The 17,121-nt window shown below is 66.3% G+C and carries 16 protein-coding genes; 7 read left to right on the top strand and 9 right to left on the bottom strand.

All coding sequences use genetic code 11. The features are described 5' to 3' along the window. Positions 1 to 164: 164 nt before the first annotated feature. The 5 genes from ispH to murJ form a co-directional block, all read right to left on the bottom strand. Positions 165 to 1,115: a 4-hydroxy-3-methylbut-2-enyl diphosphate reductase gene (ispH, locus tag GOC52_RS05700; protein ID WP_010483308.1), complete on the bottom strand. Its 951-nt coding sequence runs from the start codon at positions 1,113 to 1,115 to the stop codon at positions 165 to 167. 27 nt (positions 1,116 to 1,142) lie between these two features. Beyond that, positions 1,143 to 1,667, bottom strand: coding sequence for a signal peptidase II (gene lspA, locus GOC52_RS05695; RefSeq protein ID WP_010483311.1), 525 nt, complete (start codon positions 1,665 to 1,667; stop codon positions 1,143 to 1,145). Beyond that, positions 1,667 to 4,498 carry an isoleucine--tRNA ligase gene (gene ileS, locus GOC52_RS05690; RefSeq protein ID WP_049411378.1) on the bottom strand — a complete coding sequence of 944 codons (2,832 nt, stop codon included), beginning with the start codon at positions 4,496 to 4,498 and terminating at the stop codon, positions 1,667 to 1,669. The genes lspA and ileS overlap by 1 nt, the downstream gene beginning before the upstream one ends. Further along, positions 4,495 to 5,442 (bottom strand): bifunctional riboflavin kinase/FAD synthetase, encoded by a 948-nt coding sequence (locus GOC52_RS05685; protein ID WP_010483316.1) that lies wholly within the window; start codon positions 5,440 to 5,442, stop codon positions 4,495 to 4,497. Before GOC52_RS05685 ends, ileS begins: the two co-directional genes overlap by 4 nt. Before the next feature lie 75 nt (positions 5,443 to 5,517). Next, the gene (murJ, locus tag GOC52_RS05680; protein ID WP_029379866.1) at positions 5,518 to 7,122 is read right to left on the bottom strand and encodes a murein biosynthesis integral membrane protein MurJ; all 1,605 of its coding nucleotides are present in this window, start codon (positions 7,120 to 7,122) and stop codon (positions 5,518 to 5,520) included. Positions 7,123 to 7,239: 117 nt separating this feature from the next. Here murJ and rpsT point away from each other — a divergent pair, with 117 nt between their 5' ends. After that, positions 7,240 to 7,509 carry a 30S ribosomal protein S20 gene (gene rpsT, locus GOC52_RS05675; protein WP_005408560.1) on the top strand — a complete coding sequence of 90 codons (270 nt, stop codon included), beginning with the start codon at positions 7,240 to 7,242 and terminating at the stop codon, positions 7,507 to 7,509. A 216-nt stretch (positions 7,510 to 7,725) separates the two neighbouring features. Here the strand turns inward: rpsT and cgtA are convergent, their stop codons facing one another. From cgtA to rplU, 3 genes are all read right to left on the bottom strand, one after another. Next, complete coding sequence (gene cgtA / locus GOC52_RS05670) at positions 7,726 to 8,778, bottom strand: Obg family GTPase CgtA (RefSeq protein ID WP_010483324.1); 1,053 nt, start codon at positions 8,776 to 8,778, stop codon at positions 7,726 to 7,728. 193 nt (positions 8,779 to 8,971) lie between these two features. After that, positions 8,972 to 9,235, bottom strand: coding sequence for a 50S ribosomal protein L27 (rpmA, locus tag GOC52_RS05665; protein WP_005415704.1), 264 nt, complete (start codon positions 9,233 to 9,235; stop codon positions 8,972 to 8,974). Positions 9,236 to 9,253: 18 nt separating this feature from the next. After that, complete coding sequence (gene rplU, locus GOC52_RS05660) at positions 9,254 to 9,562, bottom strand: 50S ribosomal protein L21 (RefSeq protein ID WP_005408557.1); 309 nt, start codon at positions 9,560 to 9,562, stop codon at positions 9,254 to 9,256. A gap of 337 nt (positions 9,563 to 9,899) precedes the next feature. On the opposite strand from rplU, the gene uvrA reads away from it, so the two are divergent. The 3 genes from uvrA (at position 9,900) to GOC52_RS05645 (ending at position 14,108) form a co-directional block, all read left to right on the top strand. After that, positions 9,900 to 12,890 (top strand): excinuclease ABC subunit UvrA, encoded by a 2,991-nt coding sequence (gene uvrA / locus GOC52_RS05655; RefSeq protein WP_191850876.1) that lies wholly within the window; start codon positions 9,900 to 9,902, stop codon positions 12,888 to 12,890. Then, positions 12,890 to 13,297 carry an acyl-CoA thioesterase gene (locus tag GOC52_RS05650; protein ID WP_010483330.1) on the top strand — a complete coding sequence of 136 codons (408 nt, stop codon included), beginning with the start codon at positions 12,890 to 12,892 and terminating at the stop codon, positions 13,295 to 13,297. Before uvrA ends, GOC52_RS05650 begins: the two co-directional genes overlap by 1 nt. An 85-nt stretch (positions 13,298 to 13,382) precedes the next feature. Further along, entirely contained in the window at positions 13,383 to 14,108 is a 726-nt protein-coding gene (locus GOC52_RS05645) for a hypothetical protein (protein WP_053442673.1), read from the top strand. 72 nt (positions 14,109 to 14,180) lie between these two features. Here the strand turns inward: GOC52_RS05645 and GOC52_RS05640 are convergent, their stop codons facing one another. Beyond that, a complete protein-coding gene (locus GOC52_RS05640; protein WP_010483333.1) occupies positions 14,181 to 14,627 on the bottom strand; it encodes a copper chaperone PCu(A)C in 447 nt (148 codons plus the stop codon). Between the two features lie 34 nt (positions 14,628 to 14,661). Between GOC52_RS05640 and GOC52_RS05635 the strand changes: the two genes are divergently transcribed. The 3 genes from GOC52_RS05635 to GOC52_RS05625 all read left to right on the top strand — a co-directional run bounded on the left by GOC52_RS05635 (position 14,662) and on the right by GOC52_RS05625 (position 16,960). Next, the gene (locus tag GOC52_RS05635) at positions 14,662 to 15,438 is read left to right on the top strand and encodes an enoyl-CoA hydratase/isomerase family protein (RefSeq protein WP_010483336.1); all 777 of its coding nucleotides are present in this window, start codon (positions 14,662 to 14,664) and stop codon (positions 15,436 to 15,438) included. 87 nt (positions 15,439 to 15,525) lie between these two features. Beyond that, on the top strand, positions 15,526 to 16,446 hold the full coding sequence (gene tesB, locus GOC52_RS05630) for an acyl-CoA thioesterase II (protein ID WP_005408551.1): 921 nt from the start codon (positions 15,526 to 15,528) through the stop codon (positions 16,444 to 16,446). Between the two features lie 4 nt (positions 16,447 to 16,450). Beyond that, on the top strand, positions 16,451 to 16,960 hold the full coding sequence (locus tag GOC52_RS05625) for a pathogenicity-like protein (protein WP_071305666.1): 510 nt from the start codon (positions 16,451 to 16,453) through the stop codon (positions 16,958 to 16,960). Positions 16,961 to 17,121 lie beyond the last annotated feature (161 nt).

Below are 17,121 nucleotides of genomic sequence, written 5' to 3'. Positions count from 1 at the left end.
GGAGAATCTTCCGATGCTAGGCCTGTAAGGTGCCCCGCCCCATGGCCAAAGGTCATGGGCAGGCCGCCCATCCTTGCATGCGAAAAAGCGTGCGAACCCAGGTTCGCACCCGCCAGAGCAGTTTCAGTAGATCCACGCCATGCGTGGATGAGGCGCTTCCGCGGTCAGTCGACCAACCGCAACCGCAGTTCCTTCGGCAGCGCGAACACCATCGATTCCGGTTCGCCGTCCAGTTCGCCCACGCCGCTGGCGCCCAGCTCGGCCAGGCGCGCGAGCACGCCGTCGACCAGCACCTGCGGCGCCGAGGCACCTGCGGTCACGCCGATGTGCTGCTTGCCTGCCACCCACGCCGGATCGATCTCGTGCGCGCCGTCGATCAGGTACGACTCCACGCCCTCACGGCGGGCCAGCTCGCTCAGACGGTTGGAGTTGGAGCTGTTCGGCGAACCGACCACCAGCACCAGGTCGCAGCGCTTGGCCAGGTCGCGCACGGCGTCCTGGCGGTTCTGCGTGGCGTAGCAGATGTCGTCGTTCTTCGGGCCCTGCATCGCCGGGAAGCGCTCGCGCAATGCATCGATGATGCCGCGCGTGTCGTCCACCGACAGCGTGGTCTGGGTGGTGTAGGCGAAGTTTTCCGGCTGGTTGATGTGCAGCGTGGCAACCTGCTCCACGTCCTCCACCAGGTAGATCTGGCCGGTGCCGGCTTCGCGGTTCCACTGGCCCATGGTGCCTTCCACTTCCGGGTGACCCGCGTGGCCGATCAGCACCACGTCACGGCCGGCACGGCAGTGGCGGGCGACCTCGAAGTGCACCTTGGTCACCAGCGGGCAGGTGGCGTCGAACACCTTCAGGCCACGGCGGTCGGCTTCCTGACGCACGGCCTGGGACACGCCATGGGCGCTGAAAATGACTGTGTTGTTGTCCGGCACTTCATCGAGTTCTTCGACGAAGATCGCGCCGCGCTGCTTCAGGTCGTCGACCACGAAGCGGTTGTGCACCACTTCATGGCGGACGTAGATGGGCGCGCCCAGCGTTTCGATCGCGCGCTTGACGATCTCGATCGCACGATCGACACCGGCACAGAAACCACGCGGGTTGGCGAGCAGCACATCCATCAGTTCAATCTCCCGGCAGCGGCCGGCTTACGGTTTCGGATTGGCATTATCCGCCTTTTTGGCGGACTTGCCGTCGAACAGGCCAAACAGGGCGATGCCGATGGCACCCACCACGATGGCCGAATCGGCGATGTTGAATGAGGGCCAGGTGTAGCTGCCCACGTACCACTGGATGAAATCGACCACATGACCATGCACCTGGCGGTCGATCACGTTGCCGATCGCGCCGCCGATGATCAGCGCATACGGCACGGCCGCCTTCCAGTTGCCACGGGCGGTGCCGCGCAGCCACCAGGCCATCAGGCCGCTGATGACGATCGCCAGCACGGTGAAGAAGTGCTTCTGCCAGCCACCGGCGTCGCTCAGGAAACTGAACGCCGCACCGGTGTTGTAGGTGCGGTACCAGTTCCAGAAGCCGTCGATGACCACCACCGGCTGGAACTCCGGCAGGCTCGACAGGACCCAGGCCTTGGACCACTGGTCCAGGCCGATGATCGCCGCCGACAGCAGCAGCCAGACCAGGGCGTTCGGATGTGGACGGGGCGCGGCCATCAGAACCAGCTCCGCACTTCACCGGCACCGGTGATGTTGCTCACGCAGCGACCGCACAGCTCCGGATGATCGGCATTGCTGCCGACGTCGGCGCGGTGGTGCCAGCAACGCACGCACTTGGCCTTGGTGGTCGGCTGGGCGCTGACGAACACCTCGTCGGTGGTCGCCGGACGCACCTGCACGTCACCACTGATGAACAGGAAACGCAGTTCATCGGCCAGCGGCTGCCAGCGCGCGGCCTGCTCTTCGCTGGCGGCGATGGTGATTTCCGCTTCCAGCGCGGCACCGATGGCACCGTTGGCGCGCATCGGTTCCAGCACCTTGGCCACCTGCTCGCGCACAGCCAGCAGCTGGTCGAAATCGGCGGCGTTGAGCTGCGCATCGGCCGGCAGCGGCGCCAGGCCGTCGTACCAGGTGGTGAACAGCACGTGGCCGGCGTGCTCGCCCGGCAGGTAGCCCCACAGCTCGTCGGCGGTGAAGGTCAGGATCGGTGCGACCCAGCGGGTGAACGCTTCGGCGATGTGGTACATCGCGCTCTGCGCCGAACGGCGACCGTGCGAATCGGTCGGCATCGTGTACAGGCGGTCCTTGGTCACATCCAGGTACAGCGAGCCCAGGTCCACGCTGCAGAAGTTCAGCAGCAGCTGCACGATCTCGGCCATGTTGTAGCCGTCGTAGGCCGCCTTGATCTTCTCCTGCAGCTCCCACGCGCGATGCACGATCCAACGGTCCAGCGCGACCATCTGATCCAGCGGCTGCAGGTGCTGGGCCGGATCGAAACCGTCCAGGTTGCCGAGCAGGAAGCGTGCGGTGTTGCGCAGGCGACGGTAGGCGTCGGCGTTACGCTTGAGGATCTCCTGCGACAGCGACATCTCGTTGCTGTAGTCGGCCGAGGCGATCCACAGGCGCAGGATGTCCGCGCCCAGCTTGTTCATGATGTCCTGCGGCTCGATGCCGTTGCCCAGCGACTTGGACATCTTGCGGCCGTGCTCGTCCACGGTGAAGCCGTGGGTCAGGCACTGCTTGTACGGGGCGCGCTTGTCGATCGCCACGCCGGTCAGCAGCGAAGACTGGAACCAGCCACGGTGCTGGTCGGAACCTTCCAGGTACAGATCGGCCGGCTTGCCGAAGCCACGCGCGGCGAGCACGCCCTCATGAGTCACGCCCGAATCGAACCAGACGTCGAGGATGTCGGTGACCTTCTCGTAGTCGGCCGCTTCGGCACCCAGCAGTTCGGCAGCATCCAGCGAATACCACACGTCGATGCCCTCGGCTTCGACGCGGTCGGCGACCTGCTGCATCAGTTCCACCGAACGCGGGTGGATCTCGCCGGTCTGGCGATGGGTGAACAGTGCGATCGGCACACCCCAGGTGCGCTGGCGCGAGATGGTCCAGTCCGGACGACCGTCGACCATGCTCTGGATGCGCGCCTTGCCCCAGGTCGGGAACCAGCCGACGGTGTCGATGGCGGCCAGCGCATCGTTGCGCAGGTTGGCCTTGTCCATCGAGATGAACCACTGCGGAGTGGCGCGGAACACCACCGGCGTCTTGTGGCGCCAGCAGTGCGGGTAGCTGTGGCGGATCGGATGGAACGCCAGCAGCGAACCGTTGTCGCGCAGCACGCCGACGATGGCCTCCTGCGCCTTCCACAGGTGCTGGCCAGCCAGCACCACGTCACCTGCCGGCGGGGTCGATTCCAGGTACACGCCACGGCCGTCGATCGGGGTCACCTGGCCGGCGTTGTACTTGTCCAGCAGGCCGTACTTCTGGCTGACCACGAAGTCTTCCTGGCCATGGCCGGGGGCGGTATGCACCGCACCGGTACCGTCCTCGTCGGACACATGGTCGCCGTTGAGCACCAGGATCCCGCGTTCCGGGTAGAACGGATGCGCCAGGAGCTGGTTTTCCAGCGCCGCGCCGGTGGTTTCACCGTGCAGCACCACTTCGTCCACGCCGTAGCGCTGCAGTGCGCGCTCGGCCAGCGCGGCAGCCAGCACCAGCCAACGGCGCTTGCCGTTGTGCGCCGGGCCTTCGGCCAGCACGTAGTTGATTTCCGCACCCAGCGACACCGCCAGCGAGGCCGGCAGCGTCCACGGGGTGGTGGTCCAGATCGGCACCGCCACTTCGACGTCGGCCGGCACGCTCACGCCGAACGCCTGGCCGATGGCCTGCGCATCACGCGCGGCGTAGGCCACGTCGATCGCCGGCGATTCCTTTTCCTGGTACTCGATCTCGGCCTCGGCCAGCGCCGAGCCACAGTCGAAGCACCAGTACACCGGCTTGGCGCCGCGGACCAGGTGGCCATTGGCCACGACCTTGGCCAGCGCACGGATCTCGTTGGCTTCGAAGTCGAAGCTCAGGGTCTTGTACGGGTTGTCCCAGTCACCGGTCACGCCCAGGCGCTTGAAGTCCACGCGCTGGATGTTGATCTGCTCTTCGGCGAACTCGCGGCACTTCTGCCGGAATTCAACGGCGTCGAGCTTGGTGCCGACCTTGCCCCACTTCTTTTCGACCGCGATCTCGATCGGCAGGCCATGGCAGTCCCAGCCCGGCACGTAGGGCGCATCGAAGCCGGCCAGGTAGCGCGACTTGACGATGATGTCCTTCAGGATCTTGTTGACCGCGTGGCCGAGGTGGATGCGGCCGTTGGCGTACGGCGGGCCATCGTGCAGCACGAACAGCGGGCGGCCGGCGGCGTTGTCGCGCAGCTGCTGGTAGAGCCCCTGCGCTTCCCACTGCGCCAGAATGCCCGGCTCGCGCTTGGGCAGGTCGCCGCGCATCGGGAATTCGGTGGCTGGCAGGTTCAGGGTGGTCTTGTAGTCCTGGCTCACGCAGTGGCTCGCAATCTATGTTCGGAAAGGATGGCGCGCGCCTGTTCGGCGTCGCGGTGCATCTGGTCGGTCAGGGCCGCCAGATCATTGAATTTCTCTTCGTCGCGCAGCTTGGCGACGAATTCCACTTCGATGTGTCGACCGTACAGGTCGCCCTGGAAATCGAACAGGTGGGCTTCCAGCAGCGGCTCCACGCCCTCCACCGTCGGCCGCGTGCCGAAGCTGGACACCGACGGCCACGGCTGGTCGAACACGCCGTGCACCCAGGTCGCGTAGATGCCCGACAGCGCAGGGGTCTTCGGGAAACGCAGGTTGGCGGTGGGGAAGCCCAGCGTACGGCCGAGCTGGCGCCCGCGCACCACCCGGCCGCTGATCGCGTACGGTCGGCCCAGCAGATCGTTGGCGCGGGCGAAGTCGCCCTCCTGCAGCAGCTGGCGGATGCGGGTGCTGGAGATGCGCTCGCCATGCAGGTCGACCGCTTCGATTTCACCCGCGGTAAAGCCCAGTTCGGCGCCCATCTTCTGCAGCAGGGCCAGGTCGCCGCGACGGCGGTTGCCGAAGCAGAACTCCGGCCCGATCCAGACCTCACGCGCACTCAGGCGATTGACAAGCAGCTGGTGCACGAAGGTCTCGGCCGGCATCGCCGCCATTGCCGCGTCGAAACGCAGCAGGCCGATCGCATCGACACCGAGCTCGCGCAGGATCTCGACCTTGCTGCGGGCCAGGGTCAGCCGCGGCGGCGGCGTGCCCTGGGCGAAGAATTCACGCGGCAGCGGCTCGAACGCCACGGCCACCGCGGCCACGCCCAAGGCGCGCGCGCGGGCAACCGCGTGGCGGACCAGCGCACGATGACCCAGGTGGAGGCCGTCGAATGCACCGATACAGACCACGCTTCCGTTCGGGAACAGCTCCCCGCCCTCGACGCTTCTGAACAGCCTGCTCATCAACTCTCGTTCCGGCCCGACCGGGGCCGCCGTTTCAATGGTGTAACCCTGAAGTATAGCCGCCACGGGCCGCGATCAATGCCCACGCAGGTCGCGCGGGCGGAAGCCCATCGCCAGCATGGCCACCGCGTAGGTCGCACCGCCACCGCCGACCAGCAGCGACAGGCTGCCGATCCGCTCCCAGACACCCATCGCGGAGAACGCTGGCAGCCAGTGCAACAGGGCCAGCAGCACACCAACCATGGCCGCACAGGCCAGCAGCAGGCGCAGCAGATAGCCGCCCCAGCCCGGCCGGCGCTGGTAGACGTCGGTCTTGCCCAGCCAGTACCACAACAGGCCCAGGTTCAGGTAACTGGACAGTGCGCTGGCAATGCCCAGCGCCAGGTGCAGGCCCGGCTGCTTGCCGATGGCCGCCATTACGCCCTGCGCTTTCAGCTCATCGGGCACCATCACCTGGTACAGCACGGCCAGCAGCGCGAAGTTGAACACCATGTTGGCCACCAGCGCGGCCACACCGGCACGGACCGGCGTCTTGGTGTCCTGGCGGGCGTAGAACGCCGGCAGCACCACTTTCAACAGGGCGAACGCCGGCAGGCCGAAGCTCAGGCCGTACACCGACAGCGCGGTCATGCGGGTGTCGAAGGCGCTGAACTGGCCATGCTGGAAGATGGTCGCGATCAGCGGCTCGGCCAGCAGCAGCAGGCCCAGCATGGCCGGCACCGAGATCAGCAGGGTCATGCGCAGGCCCCAGTCCAGCGAGCGCGAGAAGCCCTCGCGGTCAGTACTCACGTGGTGGCGGGCCAGCGCCGGCAGGATCACCGTGCCCAGCGCCACGCCGAACACGCCCAGCGGCAGCTCCAGGAAGCGGTCGGCCAGCGAAAGCCAGGACTGCGAGCCATCGGTCAGCTTGGCCGCGATGACGGTGTCCAGCAGCAGGTTGATCTGCGCCACCGACGAGCCGAACAGGGTCGGCACCATCAGCGTCATCACCTTGCGCACGCCCGGGTGGCTCCAGCCCCAGCGCGGCAGGGTCAGCAGGTTGATGCCCTTCAGTGAGGGCAGCTGGAACAGCAGTTGCAGGATACCGGCGGCCAGTACCGCCCAGCCCAGTGCCAGGATCTGCTTCTCTGGAGTGCCGCCCAGCCGCGGGGCCAGCCACAGCGCACCGGCGATCATGCACAGGTTGAGGATGACCGGGGTCAGCGCCGGCATGGCGAATCGCTGGAAGCTGTTCAGCGCACCGCCGGCCAGCGCGGTGAGCGAGACGAACAACAGGAACGGGAAGGTCAGGCGGAACAGGTCGATCAGCAGGCCCTGCTTCACCGGGTCGGTATCAACGCCGCTTGAGAAGACCGAGGCCAGCTGCGGTGCGAAGATCAGCGCCACGGCGGTGACCAGCATCAGCACCCCACCCAGGGTACCGGCGGTGCGGGCCATCAACTCACGCAGTTCGGCGTGGCTGCGGGTTTCCTTCACTTCCGTGAACACCGGCACGAAAGCGGTGGCGAAAGAGCCTTCGGCGAACAACCGGCGCAGGAAATTGGGTACCCTGAAGGCAACCCAGAACGCATCGGTGACCGCATTGGTGCCGAACGTGGTGGTGATCACCTGGTCCCGGACAAGTCCGAGCACCCGCGAGACCATGGTCATGCTGCTGAACGACAGCAGGCCTCGCAACATCTTCGGTGAACTCACTCAGCGTCCCTCTTGACAATCGACTTGACGTGCATTTCTCGGGCCATCATACTAGCTAGCTTGCTGTTCCCATAACACCGATTTTTTCAGGAAACCACCACCGTGGCCAATATCAAGTCCGCCAAGAAGCGCGCCAAGCAGACCGTCGTGCGCAACGCGCGCAACGTGGCTCAGCGCTCGATGCTGCGCACCGCTGTCAAGAAAGTGATCAAGGCGCTGGACGCCAACGATGCCGCCGGCGCCGAAGCCGCCTTCGCCGTTGCCCAGCCGATCCTGGATCGCTTCAGCGCGCGTGGCCTGATCCACAAGAACAAGGCTGCTCGCCATAAGAGCCGCCTGAACGACCGCATCAAGGCCCTCAAGGCCGCCTGATCCGGCGTTGTCGCCCTGCCCTTCGGGGTTTGGGCTGCAGACAAAAGCCCGGCCTCGGCCGGGTTTTTTGTTGCCTGCGATCCAGCTTATGTAGAGCCGAGCCCACGCTCGGCTGCCGTCTGCGCGGAAAGCCGAGCATGGCTCGGCTCTACAGCAAAAGCAGTCCCAACAAAAAACCCGGCCGAAGCCGGGTTTTTGCACGGAACCACAACGGCATCACTGCGCGTTGCGGGCTTCCAGCTCGTCTTCCTTCTGGCGATCGAAGAACGCCATGATCCGGCTCATGATCGGGAAGGTGCCTTCGCGGCCCAGCGCCGAGACCAGGAACCACGGCTCCTTCCAGCCCAGCTCGGCGACGATCTGCTCGGCCGCGGCCTTCGCTTCGTCTTCGAACATCAGGTCAGCCTTGTTCAGCACCAGCCAGCGCGGCTTCTGCAGCAGCTCCGGATCGTGCTTTTCCAGTTCGCGCTCGATCGCACGCACCTGCTCGACCGGGGAAATGCCTTCCACCCCACCTTCCATCGGCGAGATGTCCACCAGGTGCAGCAGCAGACGGGTGCGCTGCAGGTGCCGCAGGAACTGCGCACCGAGGCCGGCGCCATCCGCGGCCCCTTCGATCAGGCCCGGAATGTCGGCAATCACGAAGCTGCGGTAGTTCTCCACCTTCACCACACCCAGGTTCGGGTACAGCGTGGTGAACGGGTAATCGGCCACCTTCGGCGTCGCCGCCGAAACGGCGCGGATCAGGGTGCTCTTGCCCGCGTTGGGGAAGCCCAGCAGGCCGACATCGGCCAGCAGCTTCAGCTCCAGCTTCAGCGTGCGCTCTTCGCCCGGCTCGCCCGGCAGCGCCTGGCGCGGCGAGCGGTTGGTCGAACTCTTGAAATGCATGTTGCCCAGGCCACCACGGCCACCCTTGGCCACCAGCAGGCGATCGCCGTGCTGGGTCAGGTCGCCGATGACTTCATCGGTGGCGACGTTGATCACCACGGTGCCGACCGGCACGGTGATGGTCAGGTCTTCGCCGCCCTTGCCATAGGCCTGGCGACCCATGCCGTTCTCGCCACGCTGCGCCTTGAAGATGCGGTCATGGCGGAAGTCGACCAGGGTGTTCAGGTTTTCGTCGGCGCGGATGTACACGCTGCCGCCCGCACCGCCGTCGCCGCCGTCCGGGCCGCCGAGCGGAATGAACTTCTCGCGACGGAAGCCAATGCAGCCGTTGCCGCCGTTGCCGGCGAACACTTCGATTTCTGCTTCGTCTACCAGTTTCATTGTTTCGATGCCTGCGATGGGCGCGGCCTGCCAGCCGCCGCCTTGAATGTCATGCCAGCCACTGGCCGGCAACCCGGCCTGGCCGGTCTTGCGTCCACTCTAACGAAAAGCCCCGCCGAAGCGGGGCTCTTCATGCAGCGTGCTCTTCATCCAGCACGGCCATGCCGAGGCACGGGTGCCGGCGATGCCTGGATCAGGCGTCGGCCGAGACGATGCTGACGGTGCGACGCTTCTTGGCGCCCTTGACCGAGAACTCCACCTTGCCGTCCACGAGGGCGAACAGGGTGTGGTCACGGCCCAGGCCAACGCCCGAACCCGGGTGGAACTGGGTGCCGCGCTGACGCACGATGATGTTGCCGGCTTCGATGGCCTGGCCGCCGAAGATCTTGACGCCCAGGTACTTCGGGTTGGAGTCGCGACCGTTGCGCGAGGAGCCTACGCCCTTTTTATGTGCCATGACTGCTTCTCCTGATGCTTAGCCGGCGATGCCGGTGATCTCGATTTCGGTGTAGTACTGACGGTGACCCTGACGCTTCATGTGGTGCTTGCGGCGACGGAACTTGATGATCCGGACCTTGTCAGCACGACCCTGGGACAGGACCTTGGCGGTGACGGCAGCACCCTTCAGCGCATCGCCCAGCTTCACGCCGTCGCTGTCACCCAGCATCAGGATGTTGTCAAACTTGATCTCGCTGCCGACTTCGACTTCGAGCTTTTCAATGCGGAGCTTTTCGCCCTGCGCCACGCGGTATTGCTTACCGCCGGTGACCAGTACTGCGTACATGACCAGGCCTTCCTCTGTAGTTATTGTGGTCTGAGCTGCCGCCATCGAGGGCGGACAGGAGCGGAATTGTACGCAGATCAGCGGGCGCGGGTCAAGTCAACCCCTGCACAGCCCGGGGCCGGCCCTGTAGGGCCGAGCCATGCCCGGCTGAACGGTCCGGAGCCCAGGCAGCCGGGCATGGCCCGGCTCTACACAAAGCTGTCGGCCTGTCTCATCAGGTGAGACATCGGGCTGGCATTGTCGCCCATTGCCCCCATCTGGTCACCTCGGTAGGCTGACCGATTGCCGTTCCCTGCTGGCCCGGCACCCAGCCAACGCCCCCACAACCGGATCCCCCATGGCGATGGATTTCATCCGCATCCGCGGCGCGCGGACGCACAATCTGAAGAACCTCGACCTCGACCTGCCCCGCGACAAGCTGATCGTGATCACCGGCCTGTCCGGTTCGGGCAAGTCCTCGCTGGCGTTCGACACCATCTATGCAGAAGGCCAGCGCCGCTACGTCGAATCGCTGTCGGCCTATGCGCGCCAGTTCCTGAGCGTGATGGAAAAGCCGGACCTGGACCACATCGAAGGCCTGTCTCCGGCCATCTCGATCGAGCAGAAGTCGACCTCGCACAACCCGCGTTCGACGGTCGGCACCATCACCGAGATCTACGACTACCTGCGCCTGCTGTACGCCCGCGTCGGCACTCCGCGCTGCCCGGACCACGGCTATCCGCTGGAAGCGCAGACGGTCAGCCAGATGGTCGATCAGGTACTGACCCTGGACCCGGAACAGCGCTACATGCTGCTGGCCCCGGTCATCCGCGACCGCAAGGGCGAACACGCCCAGGTGTTCGACCAGCTGCGCGCGCAGGGCTTCGTGCGTGTGCGCGTGGACGGCGAGCTGCATGAAATCGATGCGGTGCCGCCGCTGGCGCTGCGCCAGAAGCACACCATCGAGGCGGTGATCGACCGCTTCCGCCCGCGCGAGGACATCAAGCAGCGCCTGGCCGAGAGCTTCGAGACCGCGCTGAAGCTCGGCGATGGCATGGCCTCGGTGCAGAGCCTGGACACCGCCGACGCCACGCCGGCACTGTTCTCCTCCAAGTACTCCTGCCCGGTCTGCGACTACTCGCTGCCGGAGCTGGAACCGCGTCTGTTCTCGTTCAACGCACCGATGGGTGCCTGTCCCGGCTGCGATGGCCTGGGCATCGCCGAGTTCTTCGACCCTTCGCGCGTGGTCGTGCACCCGGAGCTGTCGCTGGCCGCTGGCGCGGTGCGTGGCTGGGACCGTCGCAACGCCTACTACTTCCAGCTGATCGCCTCGCTGGCCAAGCACTACAAGTTCGACGTGGACGCCGCGTGGAACTCGCTGTCGGCCAAGATCCAGCAGGCCGTGCTGTACGGCAGCGGCGACGAAACGATCACCTTCACCTACTTCACCGAAGCCGGTGGCCGCACCCAGCGCAAGCATCGCTTCGAGGGCATCATTCCCAACCTCGAACGCCGCTACAAGGAAACCGAATCGCCGGCGGTGCGCGAGGAGCTGTCCAAGTACATCAGCGAACAGCCGTGCCCGGAATGCAACGGCGCGCGCCTGAACAAGGCGGCACGCAACGTGTTCGTGGCTGATCGTCCGCTACCGGAGCTGGTGGTGCTGCCGATCGACGAGGCACTGAAGTTCTTCAGCGAACTGAGCCTGCCGGGCTGGCGCGGCGAGATCGCCGCGAAGATCGTCAAGGAGATCGGCGAACGCCTCGGCTTCCTGGTCGATGTCGGCCTGGATTACCTGACCCTGGAGCGCAAGGCCGACACCTTGTCCGGAGGCGAGGCGCAGCGCATCCGCCTGGCCAGCCAGATCGGCGCCGGCCTGGTCGGCGTGATGTACGTGCTCGACGAGCCGTCGATCGGCCTGCACCAGCGCGACAACGAACGCCTGCTCGGCACCCTCACCCGCCTGCGTGACCTGGGCAACACGGTGATCGTGGTCGAGCATGACGAGGATGCGATCCGGCTGGCCGACTATGTGCTGGACATCGGCCCGGGCGCGGGCGTGCACGGCGGCGAGATCGTCGGCCAGGGCACCCTGCAGGACATCCTGGAGGCACCACGCTCGCTGACCGGCCAGTACCTTTCGGGCAAGCGCGCGATCGAGATCCCGGCGCGCCGGCACACCCCGAACCCGAAAATGACCCTGCATCTGCGCGGGGCGACCGGCAACAACCTGAAGGACGTGGACCTGGCGATTCCGTCGGGGCTGCTGACCTGCGTGACCGGCGTGTCCGGCTCGGGCAAGTCGACCCTGATCAACGACACCCTGTTCTCGCTGGCCGCCAACGAGATCAACGGCGCCTCGCATCCGATCGCTCCCTACAAGGAGATCGATGGCCTGGACCTGTTCGACAAGGTGGTGGACATCGACCAGTCGCCGATCGGCCGCACCCCGCGTTCGAACCCGGCCACCTACACCGGCCTGTTCACTCCCCTGCGCGAACTGTTCGCACAGGTGCCCGAAGCGCGTGCGCGTGGCTATTCGCCGGGCCGCTTCAGCTTCAACGTGCGCGGCGGCCGCTGCGAAGCCTGCCAGGGTGATGGCCTGATCAAGGTCGAAATGCACTTCCTGCCGGACGTGTACGTGCCGTGCGATGTCTGCCATGGCAAGCGCTACAACCGCGAGACGCTGGAGATCCTGTACAAGGGCTTCAACATCAACGACGTGCTGGAAATGACCGTCGAGGATGCGCTGAAGCTGTTCGAGCCGGTGCCGTCGATCGCGCGCAAGCTGGAAACACTGGTCGACGTCGGCCTGAGCTACATCAAGCTGGGCCAGAGCGCGACCACATTGTCCGGTGGTGAAGCGCAGCGCGTGAAGCTGTCCAAGGAACTGTCACGCCGCGATACCGGCCGCACCCTGTACATCCTCGACGAGCCGACCACCGGCCTGCACTTCCACGACATCGAAGCGCTGCTGGGCGTGCTGCACAAGCTGCGCGACGAAGGCAACACGGTGGTGGTGATCGAGCACAACCTGGACGTGATCAAGACCGCCGACTGGATTGTGGATCTGGGACCGGAAGGCGGCCATCGCGGTGGCACCATCCTGGTCACCGGCACGCCGGAGGACGTGGCGGCCTGCCCGCAGTCGTACACCGGCCAGTTCCTGGCCCGCATGCTGCCCTCCACCAGCGCGCGCCCGGAGCAACCGGCTGCGGTGGCCAACAAGCCCGACGCCCGTCCGCCACGCAAGGTGAAGCCTGAGAAGCCGGCGAAGAAGGCGGTGGCTGCCAAGAGCACCGGCAAGACCAGCAAGACCGCGACGACCCGCAAGAAGAAGGACGCCTGATGAGCAGCGAACACAAGATCCTGGCCCGCATCCCGATCAGCGTACGGTGGCGCGACATGGACAGCATGGGCCACGTCAACAACGCCAAGTACATTTCCTATCTGGAAGAAGCCCGTGTGCGCTGGATGCTGGGCGTTGAAGGCGTGTCGATGACCGACCGCATCGCACCGGTGGTGGCCGCGACCAACGTCAACTACCGGCTGCCGATCGTGTGGCCCAACGACATCCTGGTCGAGCTGTTCGTCGAGCGCCTGGGCAACAGCAGCGTGACCATCGGCCACCGCATCGTCGACCAGCAGGACGATTCGAAGCTGTATTCCGACGGTAACGTGGTGGTGGTCTGGATGGATACGCAGACCGGCAGGAGCGCACCGCTGCCGGAGGCGATCCGCAGCGCGTCGAGCTGATCCGCTTCTGGTAGATGCCGACCTTGGTCGGCGTCTGGTCCGCCGGGCATGGCCCGGCGCTACCGTTGCAATTCAAAGGATTGACATGATCCACCAGACTGAACTGAGCGACCTGCTGCCCGGCATGGTCCCCTTCCCCACCGACGTCTTCCCCGCTGACCAGGCGTGGCTCGCCCAGCATCTGCTGCCGCTGCTGAAGATCGACCTGGGCGTGCTGCGCCCGGAACTGGCCGGCCAGGTGGCAACGATGCTGTGCCCGATCGAGCCGTATGACGGCTGCATCGGCGAGACCACCGAAGAACACCACAACGATTTCACCGGCACTAACTGGATCGCCTTCGAACTGACCGCCGGCAACGAGATGCGCTTTCTCGGCAACGAGGGCTATTTCATCGGTGACGCGGTGCAGGACAAGCACGCGCGGGAACACATCGCACAGATGCGCGAGAGCTACGCCAAGGCCCGCGACTACCATGCCGCGCACGGCCGTCTCGCCTGCTACTCGCGCTACGGCAACGGTGAGGCCAGCGAGCGCGATTACCTGGATACGCTGGGGGGACCGATAGGCTTCGGCAACTGGACCGAGACCGCGGAGATTCCCGCGGCATTCGAACTGGGCTTCACCGACGCTGCCGATGACCCCAACGCTGCGGACGATGCTGAAACGGTGATCATCACCCGCAATGGCAACACGTTCTTCGCCGTGGCCGACGTGGCCGGCTACAACTGGTGCGCCACCGGTGCCGATGCGATCGTGATGCTGTACGAGCCGGAAAGCCGCACGGTGCTGTTCTCGTACGACTGGACGTAAGCCCCCGCAGTAGTGCCGGCTGCTGGCCGGCATTTGCTGTGCTGCCGGCCAGCGGCCGGCACTACCATCCCGCTACGGCGCAGCCTTGCGCACGGTCAGCGCCGCACTCGCTTCGCCACCGCCTTCCAGCTGCAGCCGCAGCGGCAGCGCCTGGCCTTCCTTCAACGGGCCCTTGCCCTGCATCAGCATCAGGTGCAGGCCACCGGGCTTGAGCTCGGCACGCGCGCCCGGTGCCAATGGCAGGCGCTCGATCGCGCGCATCCGGCTGACCCCATCGACGATGGTGGTTTCGTGCAGCGACACATCGCCAAACACCGCACTGCTTGCGCCGGTGATCACCACCGCCTTGCTGCAGCCGTTGTGGATCACGCCGTAGCCGGCGGTCATCGGCATCGCCGGATTCGGTGGCAACCGCGCCCAGCCCTGCTCCACCGTGACGCAGGCCGGTTCCGCCGCCGAAACCGATGCTGCGGCCGCACACAGAACCAACAGTACGCCAACGAATGGTTTGGTTATCATCGTCCAGGTTCCTTCTTCGCAACGAGACCGCAGCATGACGACGCTCATCGAGGTGATCAACCATGGCCCCATTCGCGAACTGCGCCTGGCGCGGCCGCCGGTCAACGCACTGGACACCGAACTGTGCCGGCAGTTGATCCATGCCATCGAGCTGGCCATGGCCGAAGACGCGCACGGCATCGTGCTGTCGGGCAGCGAGCGCATCTTCACCGGCGGCATGGACGTGCCGCACCTGCTCTCGCATGGAGATGACAAGCACAAGTTGCTGGACACCTGGAACGCCTTCTTTGGCGCCGTGCGCACGCTGGCCGAGAGCCGCATTCCGGTGGTCGCGGCGATCACCGGCCACGCCCCGGCGGGTGGCTGCGTGCTGGCCCTGTGCTGCGACTACCGCGTCATGGCGCGCAGCGCCGATCCGTCGCGACCATATGCCATCGGCCTGAACGAAGTGCAGGTCGGCCTGATCGCACCGGAGGGCATCCAGCGCCTGCTGCGCCGTGCGGTGGGCGTGCACCGCGCCGGTGTCCTGCTGACCACCGGTTCGCTGGTGCCGGCCGAACAGGCGCTGCAGATCGGCCTGGTCGACGAACTGGCCGAAGGTGACCTGGTGGTCGCGCGTGCCGTGGCCTGGCTGCAGAACCTGCTCAAGCAGCCGCGCCAGCCGATGCTGCTGACCCGCGCCATCGCCCGCGCGGACCTGCACGTGGCGCTGCAGCCGGACCTGATCCAGCTCGACCGCTTCGTCGAGGCCTGGTTTGCGCCGGACGCACAGAACGCCCTGCAGGCGCTCGTGGCCCGCCTCGGCAAATAGCGGTTGCCTCGCCCGGGGTCAGATCCCTTTCGCCGGGCGAAAGGGAACTGACCCCTGACCGGTATAATCAGGCCCTCTTTCACTGCCGTGGCCGCCCCCTTGAACGACACGCCCGAACCCGTCGTCTCCGAGCTGATCGACCTGCTCACCCTGGAGCGGCTGGAGGACAACCTGTTCCGCGGGCAGAGCCGCGACATCGGCACCAAGTACGTGTTCGGCGGGCAGGTGCTGGGCCAGGCGCTGGCCGCGGCCCAGGCCACGGTCGACAACGGCCGCCACGTGCACTCACTGCACGCCTACTTTCTGCGCGCCGGCAACATCGACCACCCGATCGTCTACGACGTGGACCGCACCCGCGACGGCGGCAGCTTCTCGGTACGCCGGGTCACTGCGATCCAGCACGGCAAGGTGATCTTCTTCTGCGCGGCCTCGTTCCAGCAGGCCGAGACCGGCGCCGAGCACCAGCACAAGATGCCCGAAGTGCCGCAGCCGGAAGACATCGAACCGAACCGTCCGCTGCCGGCCGAAGTGCTGGAGCGGCTGCCGATCAAGGTGCAGCGCTGGCTGTCGCGCGGCGGCCCGTTCGAGTTCCGCCATGTCTACCCGCGTGACGAACTGAACCCGCCCAAGCGTCCGCCCTACCACCAGGTGTGGCTGCGCCTGAGCGAGCCGGTCGGCGACGCCCCGGAACTGCACCAGGCGCTGCTGGCCTATGCCTCCGATTTCCACCTGCTGGGAACGGCAACCTTCCCGCACGGCATCAGCTATTACCACCCGCACGTGCAGATGGCCTCGCTCGACCACGCGATCTGGTTCCATCGCCCGTTCCGCGCCGACGACTGGCTGCTGTACTCCCTGGACAGCCCCAGCGCGCAGGATTCGCGCGGCCTGGCCCGCGGCCAGTTCTTCACCCGCAACGGCGTGCTGGTGGCCAGTACCGCGCAGGAGGGCCTGATCCGCGTGGTTCCCGACCAGGCCGCGGCCGCCGCCGTGCCGGCCAAGGAGTAAACCGATGCGCCAGATCTTCAGCAGCCAGCGCGTGGAAACCGTCGAAGGCGTAGCCGACCTGCTGCGCGAGCACGGCATCGACGTCAAGGTGACCAACGGGCGCTCGTACAAGACCCGCCGCCGCGGTCAGTTCAGCTATACCGACCTGGGCAACGCCAACGCCTACCCGGCAGTCTGGATCGTGCGCGCCGACGATCAGCCGCGCGCACGCGAAATCCTGCGCGAGGCCCGCCTGCTCGACACCACCCGCCGCGACCACCCAACCGCCGAGTTCGCCTTCCGCGACACCGCCGAAACGAGCGGCAGCGGCCGCGGCTGGGCCTGGCGCATCCGCATCGCCCTGCTGGTGGTGATCGCCGGCGTGGCGCTGGTGATCGGCCTGCGCCATCGCGGCGCCCCGGCACCTGCCGCACCGGCCCCTGCCCCGCAGGCCCAGCCGCAGCAGGCGCAACCGGCCCCTCAGGGCGCGCCGGAAGAGGAAGAAATCCGGGTCCGTATCCAGCCCTCCAAGTAAGAGGCGGCAGCGCCGGGCCATGCCCGGCGAGCACGGCGGCCTGGCAGCAGGGTCGCGACTTCACCGTAACCCGTCAGGATTGGAGCCCCCTTGTTGTTCAAGGGGGTGCGCCAACGGCGCGGGGATGAGGTGGAATGCGCGGACCGCAGATGCATCAGCAT

The organism is Stenotrophomonas sp. SXG-1 (genome assembly GCF_014083965.1).
Taxonomy (GTDB): Bacteria; Pseudomonadota; Gammaproteobacteria; order Xanthomonadales; family Xanthomonadaceae; genus Stenotrophomonas; species Stenotrophomonas geniculata.
The sequence above is the reverse complement of the archived record's forward strand: the minus strand, read 5'-3'. Positions and strand labels throughout refer to the sequence as shown.